Raw genomic sequence first — 24720 nt, 5'->3', positions numbered from 1 at the left:
GCTGCGCGCTGCGCTGCGCGCGCCCCCTCGTGCACCGGCGCGATCTGCTCCCGCACAACCGAAGTCCCTCCGAACCACGTCGTCGCGTGGTTCCGAGGGACTTTCGTTGTGCGGAGCGCGCGCGGCCGCGCGCGGCGCGCCTGCGCGCCCGCGCTACCGCCGGCGGCCGCGGCCCGTCGCCGGCTCGACCGCGGGGATCCGCACGTCCAGCGAGCCCGGGTCGATCTTCGCGCGGAACGCCACGATCTCGCCCACCGGGTCGCCGTCGATCTCGAACTCGTCCGGCTTCGCCAGGCGCAGCGTGAACTCCTCGCCGCGCAGGTACCGCAGCGGGCGCTCCTGCTTCGCGGCCGTGGTGATCCGGCGGCCGATCACGGTGTCGGACAGGGCCGACCGGCGGAACCACCGCAGGATCCCGTTCTCCCAGAACACCCGGGCGGCGATGCGCACCCAGCCGAAGAACCCGCGAGGCCGCATCACGACGATGTCGAACACCCCGTCGTCGATCTCGGCATCGGGCAGGAGCATGGCGTTGGCCTGGAGCATGCCGCAGTTGCCGACGATGACCGAGTGCGCCCGGACCGAGCCGTTGCGCGCCGACTCGTCGAGCCGGTACTTGAACTCGAAGCCGTCGGTGTCCCGGACGGAGCGGAACAGCGAGTCGAGGTAGGCGAGCCACCCGACGCGCTTCTTCAGCTCGGGGCGCGTGTTCGCGAGCATGCGGGCGTCGAGCCCGAGGCCGGCCATCACGACGAAGCCGAACCGGTCGCGGGAGCCGTCGGGACGCTCGACACCGAGCAGTCCGAAGTCGATCGAACGGTCGTGCCCGGTGAAGATCGCCTTGGCCATCCCGCCGAGGTCGTCCAGCGGCAACTTCATGTTCCGCGCGAGCAGGTTTCCCGTGCCGCTCGGCAGCAGCGCCAGCGAGGCGTCGGACCCGTGCACCACCTCGGCCACGGCGCGGACGGTCCCGTCCCCGCCCGCGGCGGCGACGACGTCGGCACCGGCTTCGAGCGCGGCGCGGGCCATGCCGCCGCCCGGGTCCTCCTCCGTCGTCTCGAACCAGAGGGTCTCGGCCCAGCCGGCCTCCTGCTGGTGCTTCTCGACGGTGCGCTTGAGGGTCGGCAGGTGGACCTTGACCGGGTTGTAGACCACCGCGGCCGTCCGCTGCTCGGTCTGGAGGGCGTCCTGGTCCGCGGGCGCGGTCTCCGAAGGGGTCGACATGCACCAACGGTACCGATCGAAGCCTGGAGGCGCGGGTCGGGCCCGCACCGCGCCTCCAGTCCGTCCGCAACTCGGCCCCTTTAGGATGGTGCGGTGATCGATCCCCAGCTGCTGCGTGACAACCCGGACGTCATCAAGGCCTCGCAGGAGGCGCGCGGCGCCTCCGTCGCCGTCGTCGACGAGGCCGTCGCCGCGGACGCGGCACGGCGGAGCGCGATCACCTCGTTCGAGTCCCTCCGGGCCGAGCAGAACGCCTTCGGCAAGACCGTCGCGAAGGCCCCGAAGGACGAGAAGGCCGCGCTCGTGCAGCAGGCCCAGGCGCTCGCCGCGAAGGTGAAGGAAGCGCAGGCGACCGTCACCGCGGCCGAGGAGTCCTTCAACGCGGTGGTCCGGAGCATCCCGAACGTCGTGCTGCCCGACGTGCCGAAGGGCGGCGAGGACGACTTCGTCACGCTCCGCACCGTCGGCACGAAGCCGGAGTTCGACTTCGAGCCCAAGGACCACGCCGACCTCGGCGAGCACCTCGGCATCATCGACATCCCGCGCGGCGTGAAGGTCTCCGGCTCGCGGTTCTACTTCCTGCGCGGCCTCGGTGCCCGGCTCGAGATCGCCCTGATGTCGCTCGGCCTCGACCGTGCGATCGCCGCCGGCTTCGAGCCGCTCATCACCCCGACGCTCGTGCGCCCCGAGACCATGGCCGGCACGGGCTTCCTCGGCGAGCACGCGGCCGAGGTCTACCGGCTCGAGGCGGACGACCTCTACCTGACCGGCACGAGCGAGGTCGCCCTCGCCGGGTTCCACGCCGACGAGATCCTCTCCTTCGACGGTGGCGACGGCCTGCGGTACGCCGGCTGGTCGACCTGCTACCGGCGCGAGGCGGGGTCGGCGGGCAAGGACAACCGCGGCATCCTGCGCGTGCACCAGTTCAACAAGCTCGAGATGTTCGCCTACGTCCACCCGGACCAGGCCGAGGCCGAGCACGCCAAGCTCGTCGGGTACCAGGAGCAGATGCTGCAGGACCTCGGGCTGCACTACCGCGTGATCGACGTTGCGGGTGGCGACCTCGGCACGAGTGCGGCGCGCAAGTACGACATCGAGGCGTGGGTCCCGACGCAGGGCACCTTCCGCGAGCTCACGTCGACGTCGAACTGCACGACGTTCCAGGCTCGGCGCCTCGACATCCGGTACCGCACCGAGAGCGGGAAGACCGCGCCGGTCGCGACCCTGAACGGCACGCTCGCGACGACCCGGTGGATCGTCGCGATCCTCGAGACGCACCAGCAGGCCGACGGCTCGGTCGTCGTGCCCGAGGTCCTCCGTCCCTACCTGGGCGGCGTCGAGGTGATCGAACCCCGATGAGCACGCAGGGTCGGTTCGTCGACGGTTCGGCCGGTGCGGGTGCGCCGGCCCGGACGAAGCGCTGGTTGGTGGCGCTCGACATCGACGGCACCACCATGCGCGAGGACGGTGTCGTCACCGACACCGTGATCGCCGCGCTCCGCGATGCCGAGGCAGCCGGGCACGAGGTCATGCTCAGCACCGGTCGCAGCGAGGGCATGACCGTCCCGCTGCTCGACACGCTCGGCATCCAGCCGAAGTACCTCGTCTGCGCGAACGGCGCGCTGACCCTGGGACGCCGGTCCGACGGTTCCTACGAGCGGGTGCACGTCGAGCAGTTCGACCCGAGCGAGGTCCTCCGGACGATCCACGGCGCCCTCGAGAACGCCGCGTTCGGCGTCGAGGACCAGACCGGTCACTTCCTGCTCTCCGGCAACTTCCCCGACGACACGATGACCGTCGCCGGCGAGCACGTCCCGTTCGAACGGCTGCTCGGCGTCGAGGCGACCCGTGTCGTCGTCATCTCGCCCGGCCACGACACCGAGGACTTCCTGCAGATCGTCGAGCGGATGGGGTTGCACAAGGTCTCGTACTCGGTGGGGTGGACGTCGTGGCTCGACATCGCACCCGAGGGCGTGACGAAGGCCACCGCGATGGAGCGGGTCCGTGAGTGGCTCGACATCCCGCGCTCCCGCGTGTTCGCCGCGGGGGACGGTCGGAACGACATCGACATGCTCCGGTGGGCCTCGACCTCGGGGCGCGGCGTCGTCATGGGGCAGGCACCCGAGGACGTCGTGGACGCGGGCAACGAGCTCACGGGCGGCGTGACCGACGACGGCCTGGCGGCTGCGCTCGACTCCCTGCCGCGCTAGCCCGGTAGACTTCCCGGGACGCGATCACGTCTCGCCACGTGGTCGTGTCGCTGGAGGGTTGTCCGAGCGGCCGATGGAGCCTGTCTTGAAAACAGGTGGGCAGAGATGTCTCGTGGGTTCGAATCCCACACCCTCCGCCATGGACACACGCCTGCGCTTGATCCGCGTCAACGACGCCGCGACGCTCGCGGCCGTCGTCAGTGCGAGCGCCGACCACCTGCGGCCGTGGGAACCGACCCGTTCGCCCGCCTACTTCACCGAGGCGGGGCAGCACGACGTCATCGTCCAGGCCCTCGCGGCCGAGCGTGCCGGCACGTCCGTCCCGTTCGTGATCGAGTCGGTCGACGGCGAATTGCTCGGCCGGATCACGCTGAGCGGCATCACCCGCGGTGCCCTGCAGTCGTGTGCGATGGGGTACTGGATCCGCGCCGACCGGGTCCGGCAGGGGCATGCCTCCCGAGCGGTCCGGGCCGCTGCGGCGCACGCGTTCGAGGTGCTGCGGCTCCACCGTGTCCAGGCGGAGACCCTGCCCGAGAACGTGGGCTCGCAGCGTGCACTGCAGGCAGCGGGGTTCACGCGTTACGGCCTGGCGCCCGAGTACCTCAGGATCGCCGGGGCGTGGCGCGACCACGTCATGTTCCAGCTCCTCGCTCCGACCGACCGGTGAGCTCCCGGCTCAGCTGACGAGCCCCGTCACCACGTCGTGCACCACCCGGGCGGCACGCGCGGCCGCATCGTCGAGGTGCTCCTTGAACTCGTCGCCGTCCGGCGCGCACAGGTCGCTGATGCACCGGACGGAGACGAACGGCATGGCGTGGACGTGCGCGAACTGCGCGATCGCCGCCGACTCCATGTCGACCGCCGCGACCGCGGGGAACGCCGTCCGGAGCAGACGCGCTCGACCCTCGGTGACGAAGATCTCGCTCGAGCCGATCGTGGCCGAGCGGAGGCGGTACCCGGCGTCCGAGGCGAGTGCCAGCTCGACGAGCCGGTCGTCGGGCTCGTACCCGGTGGGCATGCCCGGGACCTGGCCGAGCGCGTACCCGAACGCCGTCGCGTCGGCGTTGAGGTTGACGTAGCGGTCCCCGACGACGACGTCGCCGATCTCGACGCCGTGCATCAGCCCACCGGCCGTCCCGACGCTGATCACCGGGATGCCCGAGCCGAAGTCGTGGAACGCGTGGGCGACCGCTGCCGTGGCGTTCGTGAACCCGATGCCGCTGCGGCGCACGGCGACCGTGGCGCCACCGACGTCGAGCAGGTGGTGTTCGTCGTGGCCGCCGACCGGACCGTCGAGGATCGGGACACCGCCGAGGAGCCCGGCGAACGCGGACACCTCTTCGCTCATGGCGGCGATGACGACCGCGATCGGGGGAGGGAGTTGCACTGATCGATGATCGCACGGGCCGCCGACCGTCGGGACACCGGGACACCGGGACACCGGGACGCGTACCGTGCACCGTGCGCGAGGAGATCCAGGGGGCGGTGTGGTCGAGGTCGTCGAGTACCGAGCGGAGTGGCCGCGGCGCTTCGCGGTGCTGCGGACGGCGTACGGCGCGGCGCTCCTCGCCGCCGGGGTCCCGCACCGCATCGAGCACGTCGGGAGCACGGCGGTGCCCGGCCTCGCGGCGAAGCCCGTGATCGACGTCGACGTGGTCGTCGGGGCAGCGGACGTGCCCGCGGCCGTCGAGGCCCTCGCTGCGATCGGCTTCGTGCCGCGCGGCGACCTCGGCATCCCGGGGCGGCAGGCGTTCCGCACGCCCGAGCGCTTCGCCCCGAGCAACACCTACGTCGTGGTTGAAGGATCGCTCGCGCTCCGCAACCACCTCGGCGTGCGCGATGTCCTGCGCGCGGACGACGCACTCCGCGAGGAGTACGCCTCCGTGAAGCGTCGGGCTGCCGCCGAGGCGCTGGACATCGACGACTACCTCGTGCGCAAGACCGCGGTGCTCGACCGGGTGTTGCGCGCGGCGGGTCTCACCGACTCCGAGCGCGCGTCGATCGCCGATGCCACCGCGGGCATCACCGGCCGAGGGGCCCACGGCTGACCCCTGACGCGCGGGTGTGACCCGACCGGCTGCGATCGTCCGACTCGCGGCGGTCGTGCGCACATCGTCCCGCCGTCGTGACCGTTCCGGTTCGCGGATCACGGGATTCGCGAACCGGAACGGTCACGCGCCCCGCAGAGCCCGTCGTCCCGCAGCGTCCCGACGCTTCAGCGCGCCGCGGCGTGTCCCGACGCCTCGCCGCTGTGTGTCCCGACGCCACGCCGTCGCGCGGAACGGCGGGCCGGGCAGCGAGCACCGCCGAGCCCATCGACAGCGCTGGCGTCAGGCCGACGCCAGCGCCGGGTAGAGCGCGGTGAGCGGGGCGCTCAGTCCCGCGCGGACGTCGCGGCTGACCTGGTCGGCGAGGACCTCGTGCTCGCCGGCCTCGAGGGCGTCGTAGATCGCCGCCACGATGTCCGCCGGGTCGGCCTTCTCGACGTCGAGGTCGGCCGTCATGCCGGTGTCCGTGTAACCGAGGTGCGCTCCGAGGACCTGGGTCCCCTGGGGTGCGAGCTCGAGGCGCAGGGAGTTCGTGATCGACCAGAACGCGGCCTTCGAGGCGGAGTAGCCCCCGGCCAGCGCGATCCAGCTGAGCACCGAGTGCACGTCGATGAGCGCGCCCCCGGCCAGCGACGGCGCGAAGGCCTTGGCGACCCGGAGCGCACCGAAGACGTTCGTGGCGAAGACGTGCTCGACCTCGTCGACCGAGGTCTCGAGGAGCGGCGCGGAGCCACCGATGCCGGCGTTGTTCACGACGACCGTGGCATCGGCTGCTGCGCGGGCGGCGGCGTCGACGCTCGCCTGGTCGGTGACGTCGAGGGCGAGCGGCACGATGCGCTCGTCGTCCCAGGTGCGCGGGGTCCGGGCCGTGGCGTAGACCTTGGCGGCACCGCGGTCGAGGGCCTGCTGGACGAACGCGGCGCCGAGGCCGCCGTTCGCTCCGGTGACGAGGACGGTCGCGTCGGTGAGGGTGGTCATGATGGGCTCCTGTCGAAGAAGGGTGGGTACGGAAAGTGAACCTAGCACGGTGTGTCTGGATTCCGAACCCAGGTAGGATGAACACATGCTCGGCATCCTCGGCGGCGACGAGCGCTGCCCCATCGCGCGGTCCCTCGACGTCCTCGGCGAGAAGTGGACGCTCATGATCGTCCGCGACGCCCTCGCGGGGTCGACCCGCTTCAGCCAGTTCCAGCAGAGCCTCGGGGTCCCGCGGGAGGTCCTCACGGCGCGCCTCGGCTCCCTCGTCGAGGGCGGCGTGCTCGAACGCCACGCCTACAAGCCGGACGGTGGACGGGTCCGTGACGAGTACGTCCTCACCGAGGCCGGCCGCGACCTCTCGCTGGTGCTGCTCGCTCTCGGCGGGTGGGCGGACCGGCACCGGCCGTCCGAGCGCACGTCCGACCTCCGCTTCGTCGAGGCCACCACCGGCGAGCCGGTCGAGGCGGTCGCCGTGACGCGCAGCGGGCACCGCCGCGTCGCGCTCGACGCGCTCGAGGCGGTCATGGAGGGCTGATGGTGCGAGCAGGCGGGCTGGCGTGACCAGCGTCGGACGGGAGGCGCGGGTCGGCCCCGCACCGCGCCTCCCGGACCGCAGGCGCGTGCGTCAGCGACGCACGCCGCACCCGCAACTGGCGCCGAGCACCAACTCGGCGGGGACGAGGTCCCGGTGCCACTGGTTGTCCGCGTCGAGGCCGAGCACCCGGTCGACGGCGGCGGTCGCCATCGTCTCGATCGGCTGCCGGACCGTGGTGAGCTGCGGGTTCGTGTAGTCGGCCTCGACCGCGCCGTCGAAGGAGACGATCGCGACGTCGTCGGGCGCGGACAGTCCGAGCTCGAAGAGGGCGCGCAGCAGCCCGACCGCCTGCATGTCGGAGCTGACGAAGACCGCTCGGGGGCCGGAGCCCTCGCCGAACATGCGGAGACCGGCCTCGTAGCCGCCCCGTCGGGTGAAGTCGCAGCGGACGATCGGGCCGTCGGGCAGCCCGGCGTCGCGGAGTGCTCGCATCCAGCCCTGCTCGCGGAGCTCCATCGAGCCGGCGTGCCCCATCACCAGGCCGATCGAGCGGTACCCGTGCTCGACGAGGTGCTGCGTGCCGTCGTACGCGCCACGGAGGGCGTCGACGCCGATGCTCGCGTAGTCGGGGACCTCGAAGAAGGTGTTGAGCAGGACCATCGGGATGCCGGGGTCCGTCACGGTGGACAGGTCGGGCCGCGTCATGATGCTCGTGACGATGATGCCGTCGACCTGCCGGGCGGAGAGGCTGCGCAGGCGCTCCCGTTCCTGCGCGGCGTCGCCGTCGCTGTTGGCGAGCAGGACGTCGTACCCGCGCGCGGCGGCGGCGTGCGTGACCGCGACCCCGAGCTCGGACCAGAACGGGTTGTCGAGCTCGGGGACGATGAGTCCGAGCATCTTCGAGGACCCGGTGCGGAGGGCTTGAGCGCTCGCGTTCGGGCGGTAGCCGAGCACGCGGATCGCCTCGCGGACACGTGCCGCGGTGGCCGCTGCGACCGGACGGGGTCCGTCGTGCACGACGTAGCTCACGACGGAGGTGCTCACGCCGGCGTACCGGGCGACGTCGGCGCGGGTGACCGCCCTCGGGGTCGTCGGGACGGTCACGGGTGCCACCTTCGTCGGGTCGGAAGTCGCGTTCGGGTGCCGGCCCGTGCGGACCGACACCCGAACACCACTTGCTAGTCGCTGGCGATACTAGACGAGCCCACCGCCTCGACCGTCTCCGGGGCGTCGCCGAAGTCCGGCACCTCGAGGCGGACGCCGCCCTGCAGTGCGGACTGGTGGGCGATGATGCCGGGCAGCGTGAACCGGGCGGCGGTCCAGGCGTTCACCGGCGGCAGGGTCCGGTCGACGACGGCGCGGACGAAGTCGTCGGCGAGGAACTGGTGGCTGCCCTCGTGTCCGGTCGGCACGCCGGCGTACTCGGCCGGCAGGCGCGACGTGTCGTGCACGGCCGCGTAGCCCGAGACGAACGCGTCACGGAGCGAGGGGTCGACGCCGGCGAGGCGGGGGTCGTCGAGTTCCATCGTCGCCTGGGTGTCGATCTGGTCGCTGATGTCGTGCGAGTCCTCCTTGTCCTGCCAGACGCTGACCTTGGCGAGCTGCTCGAAGCTCGCCTCGGTGCCGAAGTAGCGGAAGCGGGACTCGCGGATGTGCGACGGGTAGCCGACGCGGCGCATCTCGTTGATCCGCATGACCCCGCCGTTGTCGAGCTCGAACAGCGCGGTGGCGTTCGAGAAGTCGTTGTCGAACTGGCTGATGTCCTTGTCGAAGACCCCGTCGCCGCGGTCGTCCTTGACGCCGATGCAGCTGACGCTGACCGCGTGCCCCGGGATCGCACCGAGGACCCCGCCGACCGAGTGTGTCGGGTAGAGCATGGGCGGGTAGCTGGCGGTGCGCTTCCAGTCCTCGCCGCCGCTGAACTGGTACGCGGCGTAGAAGCCGAGGTCCATGTCGTGCACGTAGTCGCCCTCGGCGTAGAAGACACGGCCGAAGGCACCCTCGGCGACCTTCGAGCGGGCGAACACCGTCGCGGGGTTGTAGTAGCTCGTCTCGCCCATCATGTAGGTGAGCCCGGTCTCGCGGACGGCCTCGATGATGGCCTGGATCTCCTCGACCGAGATCGCCATCGGCACGGCCGAGTACACGTGCTTGCCGGCGCGGAGGGCCTTGACCACGAGCGGCCCGTGCGTCCAGCGCTGCGTGAAGATCGCGACGGCGTCGACGTCCGAGGCGAGCACGGCGTCGAAGTCCGGGAACGTGCCGTCGAGGTGCTGCGACTCGACGAGCTCGGATGCCCGGTCGTCGACGAGGTCGGTGACGAAGACGCGGTCGACGTCCGGGTGCAGCTTGAACAGCTTGGCGAACTGGGGGGCGAACTGGCCCGCGCCGACCATTCCGACAGAGATCATCAGTGACCTTTCCAGGTGGGGGATGCGTCGCCGGGCAGGTCGCTCCGATGCGATCGAGGGCCATCCTGACACCGATGTCTACACGTGACAACCCCTGATTCAAACCAAGAAAAAGCCTCTTGCCACCCGCTGTCCCCACGTGTAGATTCCCGGCTCACGGACTGCTGCACGTCAGTCCACCGCAGACGAAGGAGTCGCGATGGCCACCGAGAGCCCTGTGTCGTCACCCTTGACGACGGCCAGCACGAGACGGAGGAGTCGGGCGACCGACCTCGCCCGTGCCGGCACCACCTCCCCGCGACGCCGGCCCAGGAACGACCTCTGGCTGGCGCTGATCTTCATCGCCCCGGCATCGGTCGGCTTCGCCGTGTTCCTCGCGTGGCCCACCGTCCGGGGCATCTACCTCAGCTTCACGTCGTTCAACCTGCTCACACCGCCGGTGTTCACCGGCCTGCAGAACTACGAGCGCCTGGTGCAGGACTCGATCTTCTGGCACTCGATGGCGGTGACGGTCGAGTACGTCCTGCTCAACATCGGGTTCCAGACGATCCTCGCGCTGTTCATCGCCGTGATGATGCACCGCCTCACCAAGTCGACCTTCGTCCGGGGCATCGTCCTCGCGCCGTACCTCGTGTCGAACGTCGTCGCGGCGCTCATCTGGCTGTGGATCCTCGACACGCAGCTCGGCATCGGCAACGAGATCCTGTCGGCGATCGGTGTGGGCCGCATCCCGTTCCTGCAGAGCGACTTCTGGGGCATCCCGACCATCGCGTTCATCAACGTCTGGCGGAACGTCGGCTACACGGCCCTGCTCATCTTCGCGGGCCTGCAGGCGCTGCCGGAGCAGGTGTACGAAGCCGGCCGCATCGACGGCGCCAGCGAGTGGAAGATGTTCTGGCGCATCACCGTGCCGCTGCTCCGACCGATCCTGTCGCTCGTGCTCATCATCACGATCATCGGGTCGTTCCAGGTGTTCGACACCGTCGCCATCGCCACCCAGGGCGGACCCGCGAACGCCACGAACGTCGTGCAGAACTACATCTACAACCTGGCGTTCGGCCGGTTCCAGTTCGGCTACGCGTCCGCCGTCTCGGTGGCCCTCCTCATCGTCCTCAGCATCATCACGATCATCCAGTACCGACTCTCGCGTTCCGGCGAGAGCGACCTGGACTGACGGCCAGAGCACACGGAAGCGAGTCGAAGATGACCAGCACCCTGCCCCCGGTGGTCGAACCGCAGACCACCCGCGCGATCACCACCCGCGGCGGCCCCCGACCGCCTCGTCGGACGCCCTCCGTCGGACGGGTCATCGCCTGGATCGCGATGATCGCCGTCATCGTCGTGACCCTGTTCCCGTTCTACTGGATCCTCCGCACCGCCCTGTCCTCGAACGGTGCGATCTCGGCCGACCCCACCTCGCTCCTCCCCACGGGCTTCAGCCTCGGTGGCTTCGAGCGCGTGTTCGGCCTGCAGTCCACGAAGGAGGCGCTCGCCCAGGGCGGGTCCGGCGCTGCCATCAACTTCTGGCAGTACCTGCTGAACTCCGTGCTCACCGCGACGATGATCACCGTCGGCCAGGTGTTCTTCTCGGCCGGGGCGGCCTACGCGTTCGCGCGGTTGCGGTGGCCCGGGCGGGACCGCGTCTTCGCGGTCTTCCTCGCCGGACTGATGGTGCCGACGATCTTCACGCTCCTGCCGAACTTCACGCTGATCAAGTCGCTCGGCCTCGTCGACACCCTGTTCGGGATCGCCCTGCCGTCGATGCTCATGACGCCGTTCGCGGTGTTCTTCCTCCGGCAGTTCTTCCTCGGGATCTCCCGCGAGGTCGAGGAGGCGGCACTCATCGACGGCGCCGGCAAGGTCCGGGTCTTCTTCCGGCTCATCCTCCCGATGGCCTCCGCCCCGATCGCGACGCTCGCCGTCCTGACGTACATCACGGCGTGGAACGACTACTTCTGGCCGCTGATGGTCTCGTACACCGACAGCTCCCGCGTGCTCACGGTGGCGCTCGGGGTCTTCAAGTCGCAGTCGCCGCAGTCCGGCACCGACTGGGCCGGGCTCATGGCCGCGACGCTCGTGGCGGCGCTCCCGATGATCGTGCTCTTCGGCGTCTTCGCCAAGCGGATCGTCAACTCCATCGGCTTCTCCGGCATCAAGTAGGGATCCGCACATGACGAACTCCATCACCCGCCGCGCCCTCTTCGCCGGCGGAGCGTCCGCCCTGGCGCTCGGTGCGCTCGCCGCCTGCTCCACCACGGGCACCCCGAACCCGCGGAGCGGTGCGACCGGCACGGTGTCCTACTGGCTCTGGGACTCGAACCAGCTGCCGGCGTACCAGGCCGTCGCCAAGGCCTTCGAGCGCGAGAACCCCGGCATCACGATCAGGATCACCCAGCTCGGGTGGGCCGACTACTGGACGAAGCTCACCGCCGGGTTCATCGCCGGCACCGCGCCGGACGTGTTCACGGACCACCTGTCGAAGTTCCCGCAGTTCGCCGACCTCGACGTGCTGTACAAGCTCGACGAGCTCGAGGCGACGTCGGGGATCCGTGACGACGACTACCAGTCCGGGCTCGCCCAGCTCTGGAAGGGGCGGGACGGCCACCGGTACGGCTCGCCGAAGGACTGGGACACGGTCGCGATGTTCTACGACCAGAAGGTCATCGCGAAGGCCGGGTACACCGCCGACGACCTGGCCGCCCTGTCCTGGAACCCCGATGACGGCGGCACCTTCGAGCGCGCCGTCGCGCACCTCACGATAGACGGCAAGGGGCGCCGCGGTGACGAGCCGGGTTTCGACAAGACGGACGTCGCCGTCTACGGGATGAGCGCCAACGGCAGCGGGGGCGACGGGTTCGGGCAGACCCAGTGGTCGCCGTTCACCGGGTCGATCGACTGGTTCTACACGAACAAGAACCCCTGGGGGAACCGGTTCCGCTACGACGACGCCGGGTTCCAGAAGACGATCTCGTGGTACTTCGGGCTCGCCGAGAAGGGCTACATGCCGAAGTACGGGGTCTTCTCCACGACGACCGGACCGGACGTCCAGCTCGGCTCGAAGAAGGTCGCGCTCTCGTTCAACGGCTCGTGGATGATCGGGACGTACGCGAACCTCCCGGGCATCGACGTCGGCATCGCGCCGACGCCGACCGGGCCGATCGGGCACCGCGCGTCGATGTTCAACGGTCTCGGCGACTCGATCACGAAGCAGGCGCGGAACCCGGAGGCAGCGGCGAAGTGGGTCGCGTTCCTCGGCAGCGCTGCCGCCCAGGAGATCGTCGGCCGGGCGGGCATCGTCTTCCCGGCACGCCGATCGGGGACCGACGCAGCGGTGGCGGCGTACGCGAAGCGGGGCCTCGACGTGACGGCCTTCACCGAGCAGGTCGAGGACGGCACGACGTTCCTGTTCCCCGTGACCCGGAACCCGGCCGACGTGCAGGCCCTCGTGCAACCGGCGTTCGACGACATCTACGCGAACGGCAAGCCGATCTCGACGCTGACCGGCGTGAACGAGCAGGTCAACAACCTCCTCGCCCTCACCTGAGCCGCCGTCGGTCGACCGCCTGGAGGCGCGGGTCGGGCCCGCACCGCGCCTCCGGTCCGCACGTGGGGGACTGGAGGCGCGGGTCCGGCCCGCACCGCGCCTCCAGTCCGCCCGTTGGGACGCCGACGCGCGGGTCCGGGCCGCACCGCGCCTCCAGTCCGCCCGAGGGGACGCGCACGCCGACGCGCGGACGTGCGCACCCTGACGACGACTGCGCGTGGTGGAACGCGCGCACTCGTCGTCAGCGCGCGCACTCCCGCCCGCGCCCGCCCGCGCCCGACCGCGCCCGCCCGCGCGCCCCGCCGCCCGCGCCCGCGCGCCCTACCGCTCCGGCGCGCGCTGGAACCCGATCTCGAGCAGCAGGTTCGCGTGCGACCGCTGGTCGCCCGTCGCGATGACCAACCCGGTCTCGGGCGCGCGGACCGCGTCGTAGAACGCGAACCGGTCGAGCGCACCGAGCGGCACGTCCGGCCCGAGGATGCGCCGGTAGCCCTCGTGCGCCGCGACGACGGTGTCCGCCGGAGCCTCCATGACCGTCGCCGCCTCGACCGGGACCGCGTCGAGCAGGGTCGTCAGGACCTCGTCGACGTCGAGCAGTCCGGGGCGGAAGTTGAGGTGCACGAGCGCGGCGCCGGGACGCATCGCCGTCGCGAACGGGTAGTTCCCATCGGCGACCAGGACCTTGGAGCCGTGCCCGAGCGACGCGAGCGCGCTCAGCGTCGGTTGGTGGGTGAGGGTGTAGCGCAGCATCATGCCTCCGTGGGGGTGACGAGTCGGGCGACCGATCCACCGGCGACCAGACGGGGTGCGACGACGACGTCGACGGGAGCCGGGTCGGCGTCGGGGTCCGTCAGGCGCGCGTGGATCAGGTCGGCGGCCCGGACGGCGAGCTCGTGCGTGGGCTGCACGATGACGGTGAGCTTCGGGACGGTGGCCTGGGCGAGCTCGAGGCCGTCGAACCCGAGCACCGAGAGGGCCCGGCCGAGGGTCAGCCCGGACTCGTTCAGTGCGATGACGGCTCCGAGGGTGAGTTCGTAGTTCGCGCAGAAGACCGCTGTCGGGCGGTCCGGCTGCACGAGGAGCCGCTGCATCGCCGCCTGCCCGTGCTGCACCGTGAGGGGCCCCTCGACGACCGAGTCCGGTCCGAGGACACCGCCCTCCCGTTCGACCACCGCACGGAAGCCCGCGGTGCGCTCCCGCATGGTGGAGACCGCGGGGTCACCCGCGACGACCCCGACCCGGCGGTGCCCGTGGTCGAGCAGGTGGCGGGCGGCGAGGGCGCCGGCGCCGCGGTTGTCGAGGAAGACGCCGTCGGTGGCGAGGGCGTCCGCACGCCAGTCGATCTGCACGACCGGCACGCGCTCGGCCGCACGCGCCAGGGCCTCGACGTCGTGGTCCGACGGCACCGCGATGATGCCGTCCACCATCCGGCTGAGGAGCAGGTCGACCGCGCCCGCGGCGGCGTCCGGGCTCGACGAGACGATGACGCTCGTCCCGTGCGCCCGGAGTGCGCTCTCGACCCCGGCGATCACGGTGAGGTGGAAGTCGTTGTCGAGCGCCGGCAGCAGGACGCCGATCGTGCCGGACCGCCGGGAGCGCAGGCTCCGGGCGAACCCGTTGGGCCGGAACCCGAGCGTCGCCGCGGCCCGTTCGATCGCCTGCGCGTTCTCGTCGCGGACGGTGCCGCCGTTGTAGAACTTCGAGATCGTCGCGAGCGAGAGCCCCGTCGCCCGCTGCAGGTCCTTGTAGGTCGCCGTCACCCGACGCCCCCGGGGATCGTGCCGTCCTCGTCCCACAGGTCGTGCCAGCTGTCGGCGCCTGACCACAGGAACACCTGCCCCTTGATGAGCCGGACGCCGCGGTCGACGTCCTGCATCGCCCGGAGTTCCTCGTCGGTGAGCGGGTCCGTCAGCGCGCCGTCGAGGTTCGCGCGGTACTGCTCGGGCTTCACCGAGAACGGGATCGGGACCTGCCCGCGCGCGACCGCCCACTTGAGGCAGACCACGGCGGGGTGCACGCCGTGCGCCTCGGCGATCCGCCGGACGACGGGGTGGTCGACGTCCACGGGGTCGTCGTCCTCGCGGTCGCGCTCCGGGCGGGACGGTGACCCGAGCGGCGAGTAGCCCACGGGCTGGATGTCGTTCGCGCGGCAGAAGTCGAACAGCTCCGGTTGCTGGAACGTCGGGTGCAGCTCCATCTCGTTGAGCGCCGGGAGGACCCGGGCGTCGCGGAGCAGCAGCCGCAGCTTCGGGACCGTCGTGTTCGACGTGCCGAGGTGTCGGACCAGTCCAGCGTCGACGAGCCCCTCGAGCGCCCGCCAGAGCGCGAGGTACGCGGCGTGGTCGTAGGGGCGGGCCGACCGGTCGCGGTCCTCGACCGAGGCGTGCGGCGCGTGGTGGTTCGGGAACGGCCAGTGCACGAACACCGCGTCGAGGTGGTCGACCCGCAGGTCCCGGAGCGACCGCTCGACCGACGCGACCGCATCGGTCGGGTCGTGCGCGTCGTTCCAGACCTTCGACATCACGAAGAGGTCCTCGCGCGGGACACCGCTCGCCGCGATCGCGGCACCGACCTCGGGCTCGTTGCCGTAGACCGAGGCGCAGTCGACCAACCGGTAGCCGGCGTCGAGGCCGCCGCGGACTGCCGCCGCCACCTCGTCCGGGCCGTACCGGTCGGAGCCGAACGTGCCGAGTCCGATCGTCGGGATGCGTGCGCCGGTCCGCAGGGGTCGGCTCGTCGGGACGTCCACGGTGGCCTGCTTCCTGCGCGTCGTCGCGCATCACTCAACGTTTCACCCATGCGGGTGCAATGCACGCTACCGTAGAACCGTCTCCAGGACGAAACGTTTCGCTCGACTCGAGGAGGAGTCATGCCCGAACCCCACGACCTGCCACGGATCGACCCGGCAGCCCTGCCGGCGCCGGTCGACGTCAGCGACAACTCGGTGGCGCTCGCTGCCGTCGCCGCGGTCGTCGGTGCCGGCCCGTACGAGGCGACCTGGGAGTCGCTCCGCGGGTACACGCCACCGCGCTGGTACGAGGACGCCAAGTTCGGGGTCTTCCTGCACTGGGGCGTCTACTCGGTGCCGGCCTTCCGGAACGAGTGGTACTCGCGGGACATGTACCGCGCGGGCACGCCCGAGTTCGAGCACCACGTGGCCACCTACGGACCGCAGTCGGAGTTCGGCTACAAGGACTTCATCCCGTCGTTCACGATGGAGCACTTCGACCCGCAGGACTGGGCGACCCTGTTCCGTCGGGCGGGCGCGCAGTTCGTCGTCCCCGTCGCCGAGCACCACGACGGCTTCGCGATGTACGACACCGACCGCTCCCGGTGGAGCGCGGCCCGGATGGGGCCCGAGCGCGACGTGTTCGGCGACCTGCTCCAGGCGGTCGACGACGCGTTCATGGTCCGCGGCGCTTCCTCGCACCGGGCCGAGCACTGGTTCTTCATGAACGGGGGCGCCCGGTTCGACTCGGACGTGCTCGACCCGCGGTTCATCGACTTCTACGGCCCGGCCCAGCGCGAGGAGACCGCGCCGAACGAGCGACACCTCGAGGACTGGCTGCTCCGGACCGTCGAGGTCATCGACAAGTACCGGCCGCAGGTGCTCTGGTTCGACTGGTGGATCGAGCAGCCCGCGTTCGAGCCGTGGCTGCGCACCCTCGCCGCGTACTACTACAACCGTGCCGCCGAGTGGGGGCGCGAGGTCGTCATCAACTACAAGTGGCAGGCGTTCGCGGACGGCGCCGCCGTCTACGACATCGAGCGCGGTGCGATGGGGGACATCCCGCCGGTCGTCTGGCAGAACGACACCTCGGTGTCCAAGTCCGCCTGGTGCTGGATCGAGGGGCACGACTACAAGACCGCGCGCGACCTCGTCGCCGAGCTCGTCGACGTCGTCGCGAAGAACGGCGTCCTCCTGCTCAACGTCGGCCCGAAGCCGGACGGCACGATCGCCGAGCCCGAGCAGCGGCTGCTGGAGGGCATCGGCCGGTGGTTGACCGCCAACGGCGAGGCGATCTACGGCACCCGTCCCTGGCGCGTCTTCGGCGAGGGTCCGACCCACGTCCAGGCGGGGTCGTTCGTCGACGGCGCCGCTCCGGCCCACACGTCCGAGGACGTCCGGTTCACCACCCGCCACGACGTCACCGGCGAGTACGTCTACGCGGTCCTGTTCGCCGACCCGGCGGACGGTGTCGCGCGCATCCGCTCGTTCGGCAGCGGGACGAACCTGCTCGGACGGCCGATCCGCAGCGTCGAGGTGCTCGGCGCCGACGGCGAGGTGCAGTGGACGCAGACCGCCACGGCGCTCGAGGTCGTGGTGCCGACCGGTACCGATCCCGATTCCGGCCCGGTCGTGAAGGTCTGGCTGCGTCCGGAGGAGCGGCAGGAACGGACCGACTCGCTGCACGGGTGAGCGAGCGGTCCGACGGTGACCACCCTCGGACTGGAGGCGCGGTGCGGGCCCGCACCGCGCCTCCAGTCCGTGACACTGGAACCGTGGAACGACGCGCAGTGATCCTGGAGGCCGCCGCCCGTGAGTTCGAGCGTGTCGGCTTCGCCGCCACGACGATCGCGGCCGTCGCCCGCGAGGCGGGCGTCTCGCAGGGCGCCCTGCATTTCCACTTCCCCACCAAGCTGTCCCTCGCGCTCGGGGTCATCGACGAGCAGAACGTGCGGACGTTCGACGTCGTGAGCCACCACGACGCGTCGCCCGCCGAGGCGCTCGTCCGGGCCTCCCGCGGCATCGCCGGCATGCTGCTGACCGACCCCGTCGTGAGCGCCGGCATCCGGCTCTCGCTCGAACGCGGCGAGTTCGGTGCCGCGACCGCCGCCTTCTACGACCAGTGGATCGGTGGGATCAGTGACCTGTTCCGCCTCGCGATCGCGAGCGGCGAACTCCGGACGGACCTCACACCCGAGCAGCTCGGCGCGACCGTCGTCCCGATGTTCACCGGGGTCCAGCTCGTCTCGGCGGTGCGGACCGGCCGGCAGGACCTCTTCCCCGCGGTCGCGACGATGTGGCGGATGGTGCTCACCGCAGTCGCGGAACCCCGGCACCGGCCCCGCTTGCTGGGGGTCGTGGCGGACGCGTTCGGCACGGCAGACTGACGCCGTGGACACCAGCGAGCACGGCACCCCTCCGTACGGCGACCCCGCGCTCGCGACGTCCGGGGTCGAGCGGGTGGGGTGGTCCGCGAGCGTCGTCGCGCTGCACGTCGTCGCGACCGTGCTGCTCGCGGTCGGGTTCGTCGCCGTCGCGGTGACGCTCTGGTCCCTGTTCGTCACGGTCGACGACGGTGGCGGCGCGAACATCGGCGCCGGGATCCTCGGGGTGTTCGGCCTGGGCGTCGGTGCGCTCGGGCTGGTCGTGCTCGCCGCTGCGGGCAGTGCGGCCGCGGTCACCCGTGTCCGACGCCGACGAGCGCACTGACGCGGGACGGCCCGGGGGCCGGGTCGCTGCGGGTCAGCGGTCGTGGAGCTCGCGGTCGCGGAACCACTTCAGCAGCCAGGCCGCGCTCGTGCGGTCGAAGGACCGCGGGAAGTCGACGCCGTCGGTGAGGAACGGGCTGAAGCCCTCCTCGGCGGCGATGTCGGAGTCGTCGAGCGACCGGTAGGCCATCGACCAGCCGTCGAACCGACGGCGTTCGATGTCCTCGCGCACGAGGGACTTCACCTCGCCGTGGCGGGGGTCGCGCGCGATCGCGGCGAACCGGTCGTCCACGCTCCACGCCGGGCCCTCGAGCAGCTGCATGAAGCGGCCGTCCTTCGCCAACAGGATGCCGGAGACCCCCAGCGCCTCGTTCCGGAGCCGCGACCCACGCAGGAGTTCGGTCAGGGCGGCGTCGTCGAAGGGGGTGGCCGCCCGGCTCATGTAGACGATGGAGACGAGCACGGCTCCATCTTGGCGCGGGCCGCCGACGACACGAAATGGTGTCCGCTAGACGTAGTCCCGTCAGTCCGCGGACGGGGCCGGTGCGCCGACCGGGGGCTCCCGCACGTCGAGCGTGGTGCGGTTCCGGGTCGCGGGGGCGGCGAGCAGCGCCACGACGAGGAGTGCGGCGGGGACGAGCATCGCCGCCTGCAGGCCGAGGTGCTCGCCGAGGAACCCGAGTGCCGGAGGACCGGCCAGGAACGCGATGTAGCCCGCGGTCGCGACGACGGACACCCGTCGGTCGCCATCGGTCGGGTGGTCGCCGGCGGCCGAGATCGCGAGCGGGAAGCCGAGGGCGATGCCGAGACCCCACACCCCGGCGGCGGCCGCGGTCAGCACGGGGCTCGGCGACACCACGACGAGCAGCACGCCGACGGTGCCGACCGCCGCGCACACCCGGACGACCGGGGCGCGACCGAACCGGGCGACGAGGGGCGTGCCAGCCGTCCGCCCGACGAACATCGCGAGGGCGAAGCCGGTGAAGACGAGGGACCCGACGGCCTCGGGGGCGCCGTGGTCGGTCGTCATGAGCAGCGGGAGCCAGTCGCTCGCGGCACCCTCGGCGAACGCCATCGCCAGGGTGATCACGGCGATGAGCAGCACCTGCACCGTGAGCACGGCCCGGAGCCGCGGAGCCGGTGCGGCCGCGAACGACGCCTCGGGCGCAGCGCGGGGGACCGGACGGAGGTTCAGGGCGGCGAACGCGGCGAGTGCGGCCATGACGACGGTGGCGCCGAGCAGGTGCCCGAGGACCGGCGTCCGGGCAGCGGTCACCGCGATGCCCGCCACCCCGCCGAGGACCGTGCCGAGACTGAAGCAGGCGTGGAGCAGCGGGACGACCGGCCGACCGATCCGCCGTTCGACCGCGGCCGCCTCGACGTTCAGGCCGATCTCGGCGACGCCGGACCCGAAGGAACAGCCCGCCCCACACCCCGGCGGCGAGCTGCGCGGGGGCGGACAGGGCGACGAGGAGCATGCCGACGACGGGCAGGACCCCGCCGAGGACGATGAGCGGCCGGGTCCCGAGGCGCCGGACGAGCACACCGGCGCCGAGGATCCCGATCATCGAGCCGATCGAGAGCCCGAGGATGACGATGCCCATCGCCTCGATCGAGGCCCCGAGCGCGTCGCGGATCGCGGGCGTGCGGGTGATCCACGAGGCGATCCCGAACCCGGTCATCGTCGACGTGGCGAAGAGTGCCGCGCGGTGGCGCTCGATCATGGGTCCATCAGAACGTCCCACCGTGGTCGAGTCAAGGGAACGGCGCAGACCGCCGGTGCGAGGTCAGCGCAGCATCCCGAGCGAGCGCGCCGTGGACACCGCAGCCGTCCGCGAGGCGACCCCGAGCTTCGAGAACACGTGTACGAGGTGGGACTTGACCGTCGCCTCGCTGATGTGGAGCCGCGCCGCGACCTCGCCGTTCGCAGCGCCGGCGGCGACGAGCTCGAGGACCTCGATCTCCCGCGCCGAGAGCGACACCTGCGGGGTCCGCATCCGGGCCATCAGCCGGCCGGCGATCGCGGGCGCGAGCGCGCTCTGGCCGGACGCCGCCGCCCGGACGGCCGCGATCAGGTCGTGCGGCGGCGCGTCCTTGAGGAGGTACCCGCTCGCGCCGGCCTCCACCGCGCCGAGGATGTCGCCGTCGGAGTCGTAGTTCGTGAGCACGAGGACGTACGGCGCGGCGTCGAGCGCACGGATCCGCCGGGTGGCTTCGGCACCGGAGGTGTCCTGGCCGAACTGCAGGTCCATCAGGACGAGTTCCGGCGAGAGGTCGACGGCGAGCTCGACCGCGGTCCCCGGCGTCGCCGCCTCGCCGACGACCTCGAGGTCGTCCTCCGCGTCGAGCAGCGCGCGCAGGCCGGCCCGCACGACCGGGTGGTCGTCGGCGATCAGGATCCGGATCACGGCACCTCCAGGACGGCGACGAGGGTGGTGCCGCGTCCGGGTGCCGAGTCGATCTCCAGCCGTCCGCCGAACTGGCCGACGCGGTCCCGGGCCGCGCGCAGGCCGAACGAGTCGGACGCGACCGCTCGCGACAGGGCGGTGACCGGGTCGAAACCGACGCCGTCGTCCGAGACCGTCAGTCGCGCCTCCTGGCCGTCGACCGCGAGTGACAGCGCGACGTGCGTGGCGTGCGCGTGCTGCACCACGTTCGCGACCGCGCCCTGGGCGATGCGCAGCAGCGCCGTCTGGACGTCCATCGGCAGCACCACGTCGGGCACGTCGACGGTCACGGTCAGGCCGTCGCCGGACCACTGCTGCTCGGCGAGCCGCCCGAGCGCCGCCGGGAGTCCCTGGTCGAGCGACGGCGGCGTGAGCTCACGGATGAACCGCCGGGTGTCGGCGAGTCCGTCCGCCGCGGTGTCACGTGCGAGCCGGATGTGCTCCAGCCCGGGGCGCTCGCCGTCCGCGCGTTCCGCGGCGTGCAGGAGCATCTGGATGCTCGACAGGCCCTGCGCGACGGTGTCGTGGATCTCGCGGGCGAGGCGAGCCCGCTCGGCGAGGACGCCCTGTTCGCGCTCGGTGGCGGCCAGGCGGTCACGGGTCGCGATGAGTTCGGCGACGAGCGCCTCGCGCTCCGTGGCCTCGCGCGCGAGGGCGCGGTACCCGAGCCCGATGAGCAACGCCACACCGGCGCCGACGAGCGGGCCGACGACCCCGCCGACCGTGAACCCGCCGTGCAGACCGAGCGCGACGACCGCGACGAGGGTGGCGACCACCACGGCGACCGGACCGACCACGCGGGGGAGGACGTGCAGGTACAGGAAGAACAGCGGGAAGACGAGGTACGCGGCCTCGGGCACGAGCACGAGCAGGGCGATCCAGACGAGGCTCAGCGCGACGAGCCAGACCCCGCCGGCGATCGCACGACGGCGCTCGGGGGTGCGGGCGGCAACGGCGCCGAGCAGGTAGACGCCGGCGAAGACGACGCTCAGCCCGAGGGGCACCCAGGGCCGCGGGCCGTCGCTCACCAGCACACGGATGACGACGAGGGCCAGGAGCGCGGCGGACAGCACGTGCAGGCCGGTCCGGAGACCGACGAAGACCGGGGTGAGCGTGCTGTGCGCCATGACGGTCCCAGCGTACGGAGCCAGGTGCGGGACCGGATCAACCGAAAGTTCGATCGGGGGACCAGTCCGGTCGACGATGTCCGCTGGGACCGGCGCGGCGAGGCTGGACGCGTGGTCGCGGAGGGTCCGTGACCGACGTGGTCGCGGAGGGTCCGTGACCGTCGTGGTCGCGGAGGGTCCGTGACCCGGGAAGGGACCATCGTGTTCGTCGCCTGGCGCGACCTCCGGTTCGCTCGCGGACGCTTCGTGCTCATCGGCTCCGTCGTCGCGCTCATCACCCTGCTCGTGGGGTTCCTCGCAGGCCTCACCGGCGGGCTCGCCGCCCAGAACGTCTCGGCCGTGCTCGACCTGCCGGGTGACCGACTGGTCCTGCAGCAACCGTCCGACGGGCAGCCGTCCTTCGGCGAGTCGACCATCGGCCAGGAGGCGCGGGTCGGCTGGCAGACGGCGGCCGGCGTCGACCAGGTGGTCCCGGTCGGGATCGTCCAGGGGCGGGCGACGTCGGGTCACGACGACGGGTCGGCGGTCGGGGTCGCCCTGTTCGGGCTGGCCGCCGACCACGGCGGCTCGGCCGACGCGCGTGGCTCGGTCGCCTCGCTCGCACCGACGCGGGACGACCAGGTCGGCCTGTCCGCCGGCGCGGCCGCCGACCTCGGGGTCGACGTCGGCGACCACGTGACGATCACGGGCACCACCTACCGGGTCGCCTCCGTCGGCGGCGACGCCTGGTACAGCCACACGCCGGTCCTCGCGATGACCCCGGACGCCTGGTCCGCGGCCGATCGGCGGCTCGGCGGCGACGGCGACCCCACCGTCCTCGCGGTGAGCGGGTCGCCCGACTGGGACGCCGTCGCCACCGCGACCCACACGTCGGCCTCGTCGCACCTCGGCTCGCTCACGGCCCTCGAGACGTTCCGGTCGGAGGTCGGTTCGCTCGCCCTGATGATCGCGATGCTGTTCGGCGTCTCCGCCCTCGTCGTCGGCGCCTTCTTCACGGTGTGGACCATGCAGCGCGCGGGCGACGTCGCCGTCCTGAAGGCACTCGGTGCGAGCACCCGGTCGCTCGTCCGGGACGCCCTCGGCCAGGCGCTCGTCGTGCTCGTCGTCGGCATCGGCGTCGGGACCGCCGCGGTCGTGGGACTCGGGGCGCTCGCCGGCGGTGCGCTGCCGTTCCTGCTCAGCCCGCTCACCACGCTGGTCCCGGCGATCGCGATGGCGGCCCTCGGGCTCGCCGGAGCCGCGGTCGCCCTCCGGACCGTCACCGCCGCCGACCCCCTCACCGCACTCGGGAGCAACCGATGATCACCCTCGACGACGTCACCCTCACCTTCCCCGACGGCGACCGCCGCGTCACCGCGGTCGACCACGTCTCGCTGACGGCACGCACCGGCGAGGTCACCGGGATCACCGGCCCCTCCGGCTCCGGCAAGTCCTCGATCCTGGCCGTCGCGGCGACGCTCATCCGGCCGGACTCCGGCCGCGTGGTCATCACCGGTGCGCGGGGCGACGCGGTCGACGCCGCCGCGCTGTCGCGGGACGAGGCCACCGCGCTCCGACGGGAACGCATCGGCATCGTGTTCCAGCAGTCGAACCTGTTGCCGTCGCTGACCGCCCGCGAGCAGCTCCTCGTCATGGCGCACCTCGGCGGGGCGCGGGCCGGGCGGCGGAGTGCGGCGGTCCGCGATCGGGCCGACGACCTGATCGACGCGGTCGGGCTGTCCGGGCACGCCGACAAGCGACCGGCCCAGCTGTCCGGTGGGCAACGGCAGCGGATCGCGATCGCCCGCGCCCTCGTGCACGAGCCGGAGGTCCTGCTCGTCGACGAACCCACGAGCGCACTCGACCAGGAGCGCGGCGCGGCGATCATGTCGCTCATCGCGCAGCTGACCCACGAGCGCGGCACCGCGACGATGCTCGTGACGCACGACCTCGTGCACCGGGGCGCGCTCGACTCGCTCGTGACCGTCGTCGACGGACGGGTGGTGTCCGACGCGGCGACGGGCGACGGGCGCATCGCGGCCTAGGATCGGGCACATGGCGACCGTCCTCCTCGTCCGGCACGGACGCACCACCGCGAACGCGACCGGCGTCCTCGCCGGACGGACGGCGGGCGTCGCGCTCGACGCCGTCGGCCGCGAACAGGCCGCACGGACGGCCGGACGACTCGCCGCGGTCCCGCTCGCCGCGGTCGTGTCCAGCCCGCTCGAACGGTGTCGGCAGACCGCCCGCGCGCTGCTCGGTCGCCAGCCCGGCGAGCCGGAGACCCGCATCGAGCGGGCGATCACGGAGTGCGACTACGGCGAGTGGCAGGGCCGGAAGCTCGCGGACCTCGCGAAGGAGCCGCTCTGGCGGACGGTCCAGGCGAACCCGAGCGCCGTCGTGTTCCCCGGCGGGGAGTCCATGCAGGGGATGCAGTCGCGCGCCGTCGCCGCCGTCCGCCGGATCGACGCCGAGGTCGAGGCCGCCCACGGTCCGGGCGCCGTGTGGGTCGCGGTGAGCCACGGCGACGTGATCAAGTCCGTGCTCGCCGACGCCCTCGGCATGCACCTCGACCTGTTCCAGCGAATCGCGGTCGGACCGGCGTCGGTGTCCATCGTGCGCTACGGCGAGCACCGTCCTGAGGTCGTCGCCTCGAACACCGAGTCGGGTGACCTGACGTGGCTCGCGGCCGCACCGGCGCCGAGCGCGGACGCCGCGGTCGGGGGCGGCGCCGGCCACGACGACCCCGCCACCGGTCCCGCTCCTGCCGGAGCCTGAACG

26 protein-coding genes and 1 tRNA gene are annotated in these 24720 nt (G+C 72.0%); 15 read left to right on the top strand and 12 right to left on the bottom strand.

Annotated elements, in window-relative coordinates; all coding sequences use genetic code 11:
- Window positions 1-153: 153 nt before the first annotated feature.
- Window positions 154-1224 (bottom strand): diacylglycerol/lipid kinase family protein, encoded by a 1071-nt coding sequence (locus BIV01_RS10790; protein WP_083403430.1) that lies wholly within the window; start codon window positions 1222-1224, stop codon window positions 154-156.
- A gap of 93 nt (window positions 1225-1317) precedes the next feature.
- On the opposite strand from BIV01_RS10790, the gene serS reads away from it, so the two are divergent.
- The 4 genes from serS to BIV01_RS10770 all read left to right on the top strand — a co-directional run bounded on the left by serS (window position 1318) and on the right by BIV01_RS10770 (window position 4101).
- Window positions 1318-2583 carry a serine--tRNA ligase gene (serS, locus tag BIV01_RS10785; RefSeq protein ID WP_070418122.1) on the top strand — a complete coding sequence of 422 codons (1266 nt, stop codon included), beginning with the start codon at window positions 1318-1320 and terminating at the stop codon, window positions 2581-2583.
- Entirely contained in the window at window positions 2580-3434 is an 855-nt protein-coding gene (locus BIV01_RS10780) for an HAD family hydrolase (RefSeq protein ID WP_175473690.1), read from the top strand. Before serS ends, BIV01_RS10780 begins: the two co-directional genes overlap by 4 nt.
- A gap of 52 nt (window positions 3435-3486) precedes the next feature.
- Window positions 3487-3574: transfer RNA gene (locus tag BIV01_RS10775), tRNA-Ser, on the top strand.
- Window positions 3574-4101: a GNAT family N-acetyltransferase gene (locus tag BIV01_RS10770; RefSeq protein WP_071302810.1), complete on the top strand. Its 528-nt coding sequence runs from the start codon at window positions 3574-3576 to the stop codon at window positions 4099-4101. Before BIV01_RS10775 ends, BIV01_RS10770 begins: the two co-directional genes overlap by 1 nt.
- A gap of 9 nt (window positions 4102-4110) precedes the next feature.
- Here BIV01_RS10770 and mtnN read toward each other — a convergent pair whose 3' ends face one another.
- Window positions 4111-4821: a 5'-methylthioadenosine/S-adenosylhomocysteine nucleosidase gene (mtnN, locus tag BIV01_RS18985; RefSeq protein WP_175473689.1), complete on the bottom strand. Its 711-nt coding sequence runs from the start codon at window positions 4819-4821 to the stop codon at window positions 4111-4113.
- A 100-nt stretch (window positions 4822-4921) separates the two neighbouring features.
- Between mtnN and BIV01_RS10760 the strand changes: the two genes are divergently transcribed.
- On the top strand, window positions 4922-5482 hold the full coding sequence (locus tag BIV01_RS10760; protein ID WP_071302809.1) for a GrpB family protein: 561 nt from the start codon (window positions 4922-4924) through the stop codon (window positions 5480-5482).
- Window positions 5483-5764: 282 nt separating this feature from the next.
- On the opposite strand, the gene BIV01_RS10755 is transcribed toward BIV01_RS10760, so the two are convergent.
- Window positions 5765-6460 (bottom strand): SDR family oxidoreductase, encoded by a 696-nt coding sequence (locus tag BIV01_RS10755; RefSeq protein WP_071302808.1) that lies wholly within the window; start codon window positions 6458-6460, stop codon window positions 5765-5767.
- Between the two features lie 85 nt (window positions 6461-6545).
- On the opposite strand from BIV01_RS10755, the gene BIV01_RS10750 reads away from it, so the two are divergent.
- Window positions 6546-6995, top strand: a complete 450-nt coding sequence (locus BIV01_RS10750) for a winged helix-turn-helix transcriptional regulator (RefSeq protein WP_071302807.1) — start codon at window positions 6546-6548, stop codon at window positions 6993-6995.
- A 90-nt stretch (window positions 6996-7085) separates the two neighbouring features.
- Here the strand turns inward: BIV01_RS10750 and BIV01_RS10745 are convergent, their stop codons facing one another.
- Window positions 7086-8099, bottom strand: a complete 1014-nt coding sequence (locus BIV01_RS10745) for a LacI family DNA-binding transcriptional regulator (protein WP_229087208.1) — start codon at window positions 8097-8099, stop codon at window positions 7086-7088.
- A gap of 74 nt (window positions 8100-8173) precedes the next feature.
- A complete protein-coding gene (locus BIV01_RS10740; RefSeq protein ID WP_071302806.1) occupies window positions 8174-9406 on the bottom strand; it encodes a Gfo/Idh/MocA family protein in 1233 nt (410 codons plus the stop codon).
- Between the two features lie 199 nt (window positions 9407-9605).
- Here BIV01_RS10740 and BIV01_RS10735 point away from each other — a divergent pair, with 199 nt between their 5' ends.
- From BIV01_RS10735 to BIV01_RS10725, 3 genes are read left to right on the top strand one after another with little or no spacing between them, the layout of a single operon-like run.
- A complete protein-coding gene (locus BIV01_RS10735; RefSeq protein ID WP_083403428.1) occupies window positions 9606-10580 on the top strand; it encodes a carbohydrate ABC transporter permease in 975 nt (324 codons plus the stop codon).
- 29 nt (window positions 10581-10609) lie between these two features.
- Window positions 10610-11566: a carbohydrate ABC transporter permease gene (locus BIV01_RS10730; RefSeq protein ID WP_083413954.1), complete on the top strand. Its 957-nt coding sequence runs from the start codon at window positions 10610-10612 to the stop codon at window positions 11564-11566.
- Between the two features lie 10 nt (window positions 11567-11576).
- The gene (locus tag BIV01_RS10725) at window positions 11577-12950 is read left to right on the top strand and encodes an ABC transporter substrate-binding protein (RefSeq protein WP_071296045.1); all 1374 of its coding nucleotides are present in this window, start codon (window positions 11577-11579) and stop codon (window positions 12948-12950) included.
- Between the two features lie 321 nt (window positions 12951-13271).
- Here BIV01_RS10725 and BIV01_RS10720 read toward each other — a convergent pair whose 3' ends face one another.
- From BIV01_RS10720 to BIV01_RS10710, 3 genes are read right to left on the bottom strand one after another with little or no spacing between them, the layout of a single operon-like run.
- Entirely contained in the window at window positions 13272-13700 is a 429-nt protein-coding gene (locus BIV01_RS10720) for an RbsD/FucU domain-containing protein (RefSeq protein WP_071302897.1), read from the bottom strand.
- Window positions 13700-14710: a LacI family DNA-binding transcriptional regulator gene (locus tag BIV01_RS10715; protein ID WP_071302805.1), complete on the bottom strand. Its 1011-nt coding sequence runs from the start codon at window positions 14708-14710 to the stop codon at window positions 13700-13702. Before BIV01_RS10715 ends, BIV01_RS10720 begins: the two co-directional genes overlap by 1 nt.
- Window positions 14707-15699: an aldo/keto reductase gene (locus tag BIV01_RS10710; RefSeq protein ID WP_071302804.1), complete on the bottom strand. Its 993-nt coding sequence runs from the start codon at window positions 15697-15699 to the stop codon at window positions 14707-14709. Before BIV01_RS10710 ends, BIV01_RS10715 begins: the two co-directional genes overlap by 4 nt.
- Before the next feature lie 120 nt (window positions 15700-15819).
- On the opposite strand from BIV01_RS10710, the gene BIV01_RS10705 reads away from it, so the two are divergent.
- From BIV01_RS10705 to BIV01_RS10695, 3 genes are all read left to right on the top strand, one after another.
- A complete protein-coding gene (locus BIV01_RS10705) occupies window positions 15820-17370 on the top strand; it encodes an alpha-L-fucosidase (protein ID WP_071302803.1) in 1551 nt (516 codons plus the stop codon).
- Between the two features lie 83 nt (window positions 17371-17453).
- Window positions 17454-18065, top strand: a complete 612-nt coding sequence (locus BIV01_RS10700) for a ScbR family autoregulator-binding transcription factor (RefSeq protein ID WP_175473688.1) — start codon at window positions 17454-17456, stop codon at window positions 18063-18065.
- 4 nt (window positions 18066-18069) lie between these two features.
- Window positions 18070-18387, top strand: coding sequence for a hypothetical protein (locus BIV01_RS10695; protein ID WP_071302801.1), 318 nt, complete (start codon window positions 18070-18072; stop codon window positions 18385-18387).
- A 33-nt stretch (window positions 18388-18420) separates the two neighbouring features.
- On the opposite strand, the gene BIV01_RS10690 is transcribed toward BIV01_RS10695, so the two are convergent.
- The 4 genes from BIV01_RS10690 to BIV01_RS10675 form a co-directional block, all read right to left on the bottom strand.
- Window positions 18421-18849, bottom strand: coding sequence for a BLUF domain-containing protein (locus tag BIV01_RS10690; protein WP_083295228.1), 429 nt, complete (start codon window positions 18847-18849; stop codon window positions 18421-18423).
- Window positions 18850-18909: 60 nt separating this feature from the next.
- Entirely contained in the window at window positions 18910-19677 is a 768-nt protein-coding gene (locus BIV01_RS20090; protein ID WP_217642548.1) for an MFS transporter, read from the bottom strand.
- Between the two features lie 496 nt (window positions 19678-20173).
- Complete coding sequence (locus tag BIV01_RS10680) at window positions 20174-20794, bottom strand: response regulator (RefSeq protein ID WP_071302800.1); 621 nt, start codon at window positions 20792-20794, stop codon at window positions 20174-20176.
- On the bottom strand, window positions 20791-21960 hold the full coding sequence (locus tag BIV01_RS10675) for a sensor histidine kinase (RefSeq protein WP_071302799.1): 1170 nt from the start codon (window positions 21958-21960) through the stop codon (window positions 20791-20793). Before BIV01_RS10675 ends, BIV01_RS10680 begins: the two co-directional genes overlap by 4 nt.
- 201 nt (window positions 21961-22161) lie before the next feature.
- Here BIV01_RS10675 and BIV01_RS10670 point away from each other — a divergent pair, with 201 nt between their 5' ends.
- From BIV01_RS10670 to BIV01_RS10660, 3 genes are read left to right on the top strand one after another with little or no spacing between them, the layout of a single operon-like run.
- Window positions 22162-23262 carry an FtsX-like permease family protein gene (locus tag BIV01_RS10670; RefSeq protein ID WP_071302896.1) on the top strand — a complete coding sequence of 367 codons (1101 nt, stop codon included), beginning with the start codon at window positions 22162-22164 and terminating at the stop codon, window positions 23260-23262.
- Entirely contained in the window at window positions 23259-23984 is a 726-nt protein-coding gene (locus BIV01_RS10665) for an ABC transporter ATP-binding protein (protein ID WP_071302798.1), read from the top strand. The genes BIV01_RS10670 and BIV01_RS10665 overlap by 4 nt, the downstream gene beginning before the upstream one ends.
- Before the next feature lie 10 nt (window positions 23985-23994).
- A complete protein-coding gene (locus BIV01_RS10660; protein ID WP_071302797.1) occupies window positions 23995-24717 on the top strand; it encodes a histidine phosphatase family protein in 723 nt (240 codons plus the stop codon).
- Window positions 24718-24720: the final 3 nt, after the last annotated feature.

The organism is Curtobacterium sp. MCBA15_013 (assembly GCF_001865095.1).
Classification (GTDB): domain Bacteria; phylum Actinomycetota; class Actinomycetes; order Actinomycetales; family Microbacteriaceae; genus Curtobacterium.
This window is presented reverse-complemented; position numbering and strand designations above follow the sequence as displayed.